At 40.3% G+C, this 8,471-nt stretch carries 5 protein-coding genes and 1 pseudogene; all 6 read left to right on the top strand.

Annotated elements, in window-relative coordinates; all coding sequences use genetic code 11:
• Window positions 1-235: outer-membrane lipoprotein carrier protein LolA (locus ACFIO3_RS05415; protein WP_375704179.1), on the top strand; the 235-nt coding region annotated here is incomplete at its 5' end.
• Window positions 236-268: 33 nt separating this feature from the next.
• Window positions 269-1,078, top strand: coding sequence for an exodeoxyribonuclease III (locus tag ACFIO3_RS05410; protein WP_375608599.1), 810 nt, complete (start codon window positions 269-271; stop codon window positions 1,076-1,078).
• Between the two features lie 66 nt (window positions 1,079-1,144).
• The gene (locus ACFIO3_RS05405; RefSeq protein WP_375608600.1) at window positions 1,145-2,623 is read left to right on the top strand and encodes an efflux transporter outer membrane subunit; all 1,479 of its coding nucleotides are present in this window, start codon (window positions 1,145-1,147) and stop codon (window positions 2,621-2,623) included.
• Window positions 2,620-3,843: an efflux RND transporter periplasmic adaptor subunit gene (locus ACFIO3_RS05400; protein ID WP_375608601.1), complete on the top strand. Its 1,224-nt coding sequence runs from the start codon at window positions 2,620-2,622 to the stop codon at window positions 3,841-3,843. The genes ACFIO3_RS05405 and ACFIO3_RS05400 overlap by 4 nt, the downstream gene beginning before the upstream one ends.
• A gap of 3 nt (window positions 3,844-3,846) precedes the next feature.
• Complete coding sequence (locus tag ACFIO3_RS05395; RefSeq protein WP_375608602.1) at window positions 3,847-5,826, top strand: MacB family efflux pump subunit; 1,980 nt, start codon at window positions 3,847-3,849, stop codon at window positions 5,824-5,826.
• Window positions 5,827-7,607: 1,781 nt separating this feature from the next.
• Window positions 7,608-8,255 (top strand): annotated as a pseudogene (locus ACFIO3_RS05390) (integrase arm-type DNA-binding domain-containing protein); the annotation flags it as partial.
• Between the last annotated feature and the right edge of the window lie 216 nt (window positions 8,256-8,471).

The raw sequence follows: 8,471 nt of genomic DNA, 5'->3' as shown, positions 1-8,471 counted from the left end.
ATCTTCTGGGCGTTTGTTGGCCTTTCGCGAAGATCCTGGGGCCGTGACGATTGTTTTGCGTGATCAGACGATTGGGGTAGGGCAAATAAGGATGGTTTTTGATTCTCAAGGTTCTGCTTTGCGGCAGTGGACAATTGTTGACCAACAAAATTTGGAAACTACTGTGCAGATTATGAATGTGCAGACAGGCGTTCGATTCGCTAATGGAATGTTTAAACTTCCTTCGCAGAAATGAAGAAATAGTGTCACGTTATTGAGATTAAAACAGATGTTTTTTCGTATTGCGACTTGGAATATTAACTCTATTCGTTTGCGTCTTGCACAGGTTTTTCAGTATTTGGAACTCTTTCCTGCAGATGTATTGTGTCTACAGGAAACAAAATGTCCAGATGCTTTATTTCCAGTGAGAGACTTTGAGGCAGCAGGATATAAGCATATCGCACTGAGTGGACAAAAATCTTATAACGGGGTGGCTATTGTTTCTCGTTTACCTTTTAAAAAGGTAGAAAAGCGTTTTTTTTGTCAAAATCAAGATTGCCGCTATATTTCAGTAATTGTGGAAGTCCATGGGAGAATCTTGCGGATTCATAATTTTTATGTTCCTGCTGGGGGAGATATTCCTGACGCTGATGTGAATGAAAAATTTCGTCATAAGCTTGATTTTTTAAAGGAAATGTCTCTTATCCGCGCAGATCAGGAAAAGGGGATATCTTCTCTTTTGCTGGGCGATTTGAATATTGCTCCTTTGGCAGAGGATGTTTGGTCTCATCAACAATTGTTGAAGGTTGTAAGCCATACCCCCATTGAAACCGAGCGTTTACAGGATTTGTGTTGTCAAGGTGGGTGGGTTGATCTTATGCGGTTGCATATTCCTGTTCCTACTAAACTTTACACATGGTGGAGTTATCGTGCACGCGATTGGGCGCTTACGGATCACGGGCGGCGGCTTGATCATATTTGGTCCTCTCCAGATTTAGCGCCTTTTGTGGTGGATCTTGCGACTTTTCGTGATGCACGCGGATGGGAACGTCCTTCAGATCATATTCCTGTGCAAACTGTATTTGATTTTACAAGTTAATTTTGAAATAAGAGGTAAATAAAGTATTAATATAAATAATGATTCTGAAAAAATGCGGGAGACTAGATGCATATCAGAAATCTCAAATGGGGCGCTTCTTGGGGATTGCTTTTTTGTGTCTTGCTTTGTTTTCTTTTGTCAGGATGTATGGTTGGTCCAAATTATCATAAGACATCTTTTCGTGTTCCAGCTCAATGGGGACAGAAATTTGCCCAGATATCTGGGCATTCAATTGCCCTTGCTGGATGGTGGCGACGGTTAAATGATCCAGTTTTAAATGCGTTAATGGATGAGGCTATTTCTGGGAATAATGATGTTGCAGTTGCTAAAGCCCGAGTTCGTGAGGCACGGGCGAGTTTAGGGCAAGCATTGGGATCTTTGTTGCCAAGTGCGTCAAATACAATTTCAGGAACCCGTAGCGGATCTGAACAATCTGGTGCATTGAGCCAATATCGTAGTGGATTTGATGCGAGTTGGGAGCTGGATTTTTTTGGTGGGCATAAGCGAGGCGTTGAAGCAGCACGATATGGTCTTGAAGCGGTGGTGGAAGATATGCGCGCTACCATGGTCATATTGTTAGGAGAGGTGGCAACAAATTATGTTCAAATACGCGGTTGGCAACAAAAGTTGTTGATTGTGCGGCAAATTGCTGCAACACAGCGCAAAACATATGAATTGATGCGTGCTAAATTAGCAGCAGGTGATATTTCTGAACTTGATGTTTCAAATGCAAAAGCGCAAATGGCCAATACAGAAGCCGATATATCTCAGATGGAAGCCAATGTGGCAATGAGTATGCATCGCCTTTCCGTTTTGACTGGTCATGTCCCTACGGCTTTGAAGGGACTTTTGCAAAACAATGCCAAACAAGTGAAAATTCCACAACCACAATGGCCAATATCAGCAGGAATTCCAGCAGATATTTTATTGTCGCGTCCAGATTTACGACGGGCAGAGCGCCAATATGCGCAAGCAACAGCCCGCATTGGTCAGCGTGAGGCAGAACGTTATCCATCCCTCACTTTAACGGGGAATATTTCAACAGCAGCAACAGCAATGGACCAATTATGGAAAAGTTCAACCATTGGCTGGTCTTTTGGACCTGGTCTTCGTTTCCCTTTCTTTAATGGAGGACAGATTGTTGCCTCTATTGCGATGGCGCGGGCACAGCGTGATCAGGCTTTTATTACTTATCGGGCGGCTGTATTGAGTGCTTTAGAAGATGTGGAAAACGCGCTTGTGAGATTAACAAAAGAACATCAGCGCCTTGAAAAGCTTGTCATTGCAAATAAAGCTTTTTTGCATTCTTTACAACTTTCACGAAGCCTTTTTGAAAATGGAAATATCAGCTTCCTTGAATTGTTAAATGCTGATCGTTCCTATTATTCTGCGCAAATGGCACTTAAAGATAGCCGTATTGCTTTAGCTACCCAATATATTGCTCTGATGAAAGCATTGGGGGGGGGATGGGATGGAGTCGTTGATGTGTCACGTCCGGAAGTTGTTGATGGTACATCCCATTCGCTTGTAAAGGTAGGGCAATGAAAAAAAATTTCATCAAAGATTTCATTAGAAAACACAAAAAACTTTCGTTATTTCTTATTTCTCTCTTCATTATCATCATTTTATTGTGGCTACGCTCTGTTTTTTTTGGAACATCCACACCAATATATATGACAGCTGTGGTGAAGCGTGGTGATATCGAGGAAAGTGTTTTGGCTTCTGGACTTGTGCGTCCTTATCGGTTGGTGGCGGTTGGGGCACGTGCTACGGGGAGGGTGGTTTCCATGCGCGTTCTTCCAGGCAGTGTTGTCAAAGAAGGAGATCTGTTGGCAGAAATTGATCCTACAGATCAAGAAAATGATCTGAAAAGAAAAAAAGCAGCTTTATCTCATTACTATGCGAATTTAGTGGAACAAGAAGCTTATCTTGCTCTTGCTCAGAAAAATTTAGCGCGGCAGAAAAAAATGATAGAATCGCGTGCAATTTCAAAAGCTAATCTTGATGATGCAGCAACACAAGTGAAAATACGCGAAGCGCAAATTGCTCAACTGCAACAGCAGATTGTACAAGCCAAAATTGATGTGGAGAGTGCAGAGGTTAATCTCGGTTATACGCGAATAACTGCTCCTTCGGCGGGAACCGTTTTGGCAACGGTTGTTGAAGAAGGACAGAATGTTAATGCTGTTCAGTCTGCGCCTACAATTGTTATTCTAGGCGATTTATCAAAGATGACAGTCAAAGCGCAAATTTCGGAAGCTGATATTCTTAAAGTTCATGCCGGACAACCTCTTTATTTTACGGTATTGGGCAATTCACACCGTCGTTATGAGGGCACTTTGGAAAGAGTCGAGCCGGCTCCTGAATCCATTCGTGCTGATGTGAGTATTAATCCTGGCGCAGGAGGATCTAGCTCTCTTGTGTCATCGGCAATTTATTATAATGGGGTTGTGCATGTTGATAATAAAGACAATTTTTTGCGAACCTATATGACCGCTCAAGTTCATATTATTCTAGGACGTGCTCAGAATGTTTTGTTGGTTCCAAGTGATGCTTTGCGTGATGAAACAAAAGAACACAAAGCATGGGTTTCACTTTTGGTGGGAAAAAATAAAGTGGTGGCAAAACAAGTGACTGTGGGGCTTAATAACAAAGTGATGGCAGAAATTGTTTCAGGGCTTCAGGAGGGGGATGTGGTTATTACCGGTTCACGCGATGGTGTGATGCCAGAAATCCCTTATGAACAGAGCGAAGATGAGAATTAAACTATGAAAGCAGAAAAAGCAGATACTGTTTTCGTTTTAGAAAATATTGTGCGCAAATTCCCTGCGGGTGAAACATTTGTTACTGTTTTGAAAGAGATTAATCTAACCATTAAACGTGGTGAAATGGTGGCGATTGTAGGGGCTTCCGGTTCTGGAAAGTCCACATTGATGAATATTTTAGGCTGTCTTGATCGACCAAGTTCTGGTCGTTATTGGATTTCAGGAAAAGAAATAGCTTCTCTTTCTGCTGATGAATTATCAGCTTTGCGGCGCAATCATTTTGGATTTATTTTTCAACGCTATCATTTGTTGAATGAACTCACCGCTCTTGGAAATGTTGAAATTCCAGCTATTTATGCGGGCTGTGCTCCAGATGTGAGAAAAAAACGTGCTCAGGACTTATTAACACGCTTAGGCATGGGAGAGCGAGTTAATCATCGTCCTAATCAGCTTTCAGGAGGACAGCAACAGCGGGTGTCTATTGCGCGAGCATTGATGAATAATGCGGAGGTTATTCTCGCTGATGAGCCAACAGGTGCTTTAGATAAACATAGTGGTCAAGAGGTGTTGCGTATTTTGGATGAGCTTCATCAAGAAGGGCGCACCATTATTATTGTAACGCATGATATGCAGGTGGCTGAAAAAGCAGATCGTATTATCGAAATCAGTGATGGGGAAATTATTTCAGATACTGTATCAAAGGGTAAAAAAACAAAGGTTGCGTCTTATATTCAGGAAAAGCAAAATTTGAAAGATCAAAAAACATTAGGTTTTTTTCGTTCTTTTGTTGAACGTTTTCGTGAAACATTTGTTATGGCTTTGTTAGCTATGAATGCCCATCGTATGCGGACTTTTTTAACAATGCTCGGGGTGATTATCGGTATTGGAGCAATTATTGCCATGGTGGCTTTGGGGACTGGCACGCGGGAAAAAATACTGGAAAATTTTAAAAGTTTGGGCTCCAATACCTTGACTATCTTTCCTGGGAAAAGTTTTTCTGATCCACAATCAGAGAAGATAACCAGTCTTGTTGAAGCGGATGCAGAAGCTCTTTCTGGCTTGCCCTATGTTTCTGGTGTAACGCCTCAGATTTCAGCAAGTTCTACGATTCGTTTTGGTTCCGTTGAAGCTAATGCTGTAATTGCTGGGGTGGGAGAACAATTTTTTCAAACACAAGGGCTTAGAGCTGTTGAAGGACAATTGTTTGATCAAAAAAGTGTGAGTGAAAGGGCTGTTGATCTCGTTATTGAAAAGGAAGCCGTTTCTGTTCTTTTTCCTCATAGCCATGAGAGTCCACTTGGAAAAGTGGTGCATGTGGGAAAGGTTCCTGCACGTATTGTGGGGGTGGTCGATCCGCAAAATAATGGAGGTAACTCAAATACGTTGCAGATCTATTTGCCCTATACAACCGTGCAAACTCGTTTTCTTGGGACCACGCAGGTTCGTGCCATTATGGTTAAGATTACTGATGAGATTGATTCACATTTAGCAGAGACTATGGTGCGACGTTTTCTCATTATGCGCCATGGAGGGGAAGATTTTTTTATTAGAAATTCCGAATTTTTTCGTGAACGTATCATGGAGAGTACGCATATTTTAACGCTTTTAGTGTCTTCAATTGCAGCAATTTCATTGATTGTAGGGGGGATTGGCGTGATGAATATTATGTTGGTCACGGTTTCTGAGCGGATCAATGAAATTGGGGTGCGTATGGCTGTTGGTGCACGGCAGAGTGATATTTTGCAACAATTTCTCATTGAAGCAATTTTAGTGTGTATGATTGGAGGCGGTTTAGGAATCCTCTTTGGATTTTCTATTGGAGGCTTATTTTGGCTCTTTAAGGCACCTATCCACTTGGTTTATACAATTGATTCAATTATTGTATCTCTTACTTTTTCGACACTTATTGGGATATGTTTTGGCTTTTCGCCAGCGCGACAAGCTTCACGGCTTGATCCTGTTGTTGCACTCTCGCGTGATTAAGCGGTTATCAATTTAAGATATATTGGTTGTTATATCAACTTGAACGAAACATTTATGAAGCAAAATATGGATGGGAAAAGTTTAGCATTATTTGCTGCTTTCTCCTAAAAAATGCTGTATTTGTTAAGTGGAATCCTACTAGACCATGAAGTTTATAGCACAACGCATCATGTGAGATGTGGTGGTATAGGGTGTGTAAGCTTCCTTGAGGTATTAAATGTTTTGGGAATACTTTGTGAATATTCTTCAACTTTTCTTATCGCACCTTTGCAAGTGAATCCCATTAAGCAGAAAGCTAAGCGGAATCCGCTAGAATTGAGACTGTTTACAGACTGGATTTCTTTAAGAATCCCTGTCTTTTCAGATGTGTAAAGGAAGCTAAATGAAATATAATGCGCGCTGACTTTTAAGATTTAATCTAAAGAAGCGGGGGGAAGTGAAGTGTATATCTTTTAACAAACAAAAGAACAAAAAAGCAAGTCAAGACAAAAATAGCTTAAAATCCACCCCTCCAAAAAAACAACTGGTATACGAGGCGTGTTAATCTATAGAGTTTCCCTTTTGTTTATTCGTAGACTGGTTCTTTTTTTCACACATTGTATGGCAATAGAAGGAACGTTCGTATGAATAACCTTTGGTTTGGGATTCTTTATAGCTTTATGCGATGGAGATATAGGTTCCTGCGAAGCTTTAGATTTGTATGGAGTATGCGATAAACACACCTATGGGTTTATGTTGCTGGGAAGCTAAAACTATATTGCTTATTATGTGTATTGGCATAGCTTATTATTGGTTTTATGATAGATTTTAATTGCGTTTAGCTTCAGGCGACAAGCTTTTAACTTTTTAAATAGAGAAACATCAAAAAGCAGTTCACAAAAATAAAAATAATGAAACAAACCTCCACATTCTCGTGAATGGTACGCATTGCCTTATGTTTTTGTTCTTCACGTTCTTTAAAGGGGGTGTGTTTTCTTATGGTAAAAAGAATGCTGCAAACAGAATATACTTTATGTTGCACATTTATGCACTTATGTTAAAGAAACATCTCTTGGTGCGTTCAAAGTTCATTTCATGGTGCGCGTGTATTAAAAAGAGAGTTTTCGTTGAGAGGAAGTTCCCTAGACTGCTATAAGGTCTATTTATCCCCTCCCTCTTTAGGCTTCATGAAGTAATAAGCCAGCACCGTTACACTATTTGCCAGACTCCAATGGTAATACTGCTTAGCACTTGGGATAATTGATAAGAGGTATATTTTACATTCTTAAGTGATAAGGGCTGTTGCGATATTTCGGATATGGGTAAAGTGTATGGCTTTTTGTATTTTTTATGAAACATAAAGATGGTGGTATAAATAGATCTTATAGTGGTCTGGGGAGGATTCATTTACGAGGGCTTTTATCCTATTGGGATATCATATACAAATCAGAGCTGCGAGATAAGTTTTGGATGTGAGAGATGTTTCTTTAAAACAAGTACGTGAATGTGCCAGTATATTGAGGCATTCTACTTTGCTTTTATATTCTCAAGCTAAGGATAGTCCATATATCCCCATCAACCTGATCTTTATGGATATGACACAAAGGATATGTACAAACCACTTAAGACAAAGCATTAATTTATAATGATAATTTAGCGTTATTCAATTTGAATTAGAAAACCTAATACCGTAAAATTCTCTCATTTCAAACCTGCTTATCTTGAATCAATCAAAATCACTTGCTTGCACGTCACAAGCGGGTAGGCTATGTGGGTAAAAAATGTATAAGAAAGAATTAAAAATGGCTCTTATGAACTGTCTTAAGTGCCAAGAGTTGTTGCAACACCTACGGGCTGGCAAAGTGGTGATGGTGCCGGCTTGCTTCTTCACAAATGTACAGATGGAGGTGCACAATGGATTTACCGTTATACCATCCATGGTTGCTGTCGTGAAATGAACTTGGGGGCGTTAAGAATGTCTCTTTAAACAAGCCCGTGCAACTGTAACTGGGTGGCGCTCTGTTCTTCGCGAAGGTCGTAACCCAATTAAAGAACGTGACAAACAAAAACGTGAGGCAATAAGCAATCTCCATTATTTAAAAGATATTGCTTTAGATACTTTTAAAAATTGTAAAGCTGAATTAAAAGGAGATGGTAAAGATGGAAACTGGTTTTCACTTTGAAATTTCACATTTTACCCAAATTAGGCTGTTTGTCTTTTTCAGGAGATTATACAAACAGAGATACGCAATACCCTTGCTCCTATTTGGCATACAAAAGTTGATACAGTGCGTAACGCACTGAAACGTCTTAATATTTGTCTCAAACATGCTGCTGCCTTGGGGTTGGATGTCGATTTAAAAACAACAGAAAAAGCACGTGCTCTCTTAGGTAAACAACGCCATAAAACCTTCAATAGATCGGCTATGGATTGGAGAGATGTGCCGGCTATAAGATATTTTGCGAAGTATCAATCCTAACACAATAGGCTTTGCGCTTGCTTTGCCTTGAGGGGCAGGGCTTTTCTATAATCTTATGGAGGAAACCCGTGTGGAAGTGAAAAGACAAAACGCTATGAAGCGGCCAGAAGGTGGCAAGGTTTAAAGTCACAAGAATAAAGGTCAGAAGGCGGTTCTGATATAGACTTGCAGTGTTTTAATATATTG

The organism is Bartonella sp. AD328YNZD, from assembly GCF_042196425.1.
Note: the sequence above shows the minus strand (reverse complement) of the source record. Positions and strands in the feature narration are given on the sequence as shown.

Bases quoted from the DNA above. Each gene is read 5' to 3' on its own strand.
- ACFIO3_RS05410 (WP_375608599.1), top strand. From the start codon at position 269: ATGTTTTTTCGTATTGCGACTTGGAATATTAACTCTATTCGTTTGCGT.
- ACFIO3_RS05405 (WP_375608600.1), top strand. From the start codon at position 1,145: ATGCATATCAGAAATCTCAAATGGGGCGCTTCTTGGGGATTGCTTTTT.
- ACFIO3_RS05400 (WP_375608601.1), top strand. From the start codon at position 2,620: ATGAAAAAAAATTTCATCAAAGATTTCATTAGAAAACACAAAAAACTT.
- ACFIO3_RS05395 (WP_375608602.1), top strand. From the start codon at position 3,847: ATGAAAGCAGAAAAAGCAGATACTGTTTTCGTTTTAGAAAATATTGTG.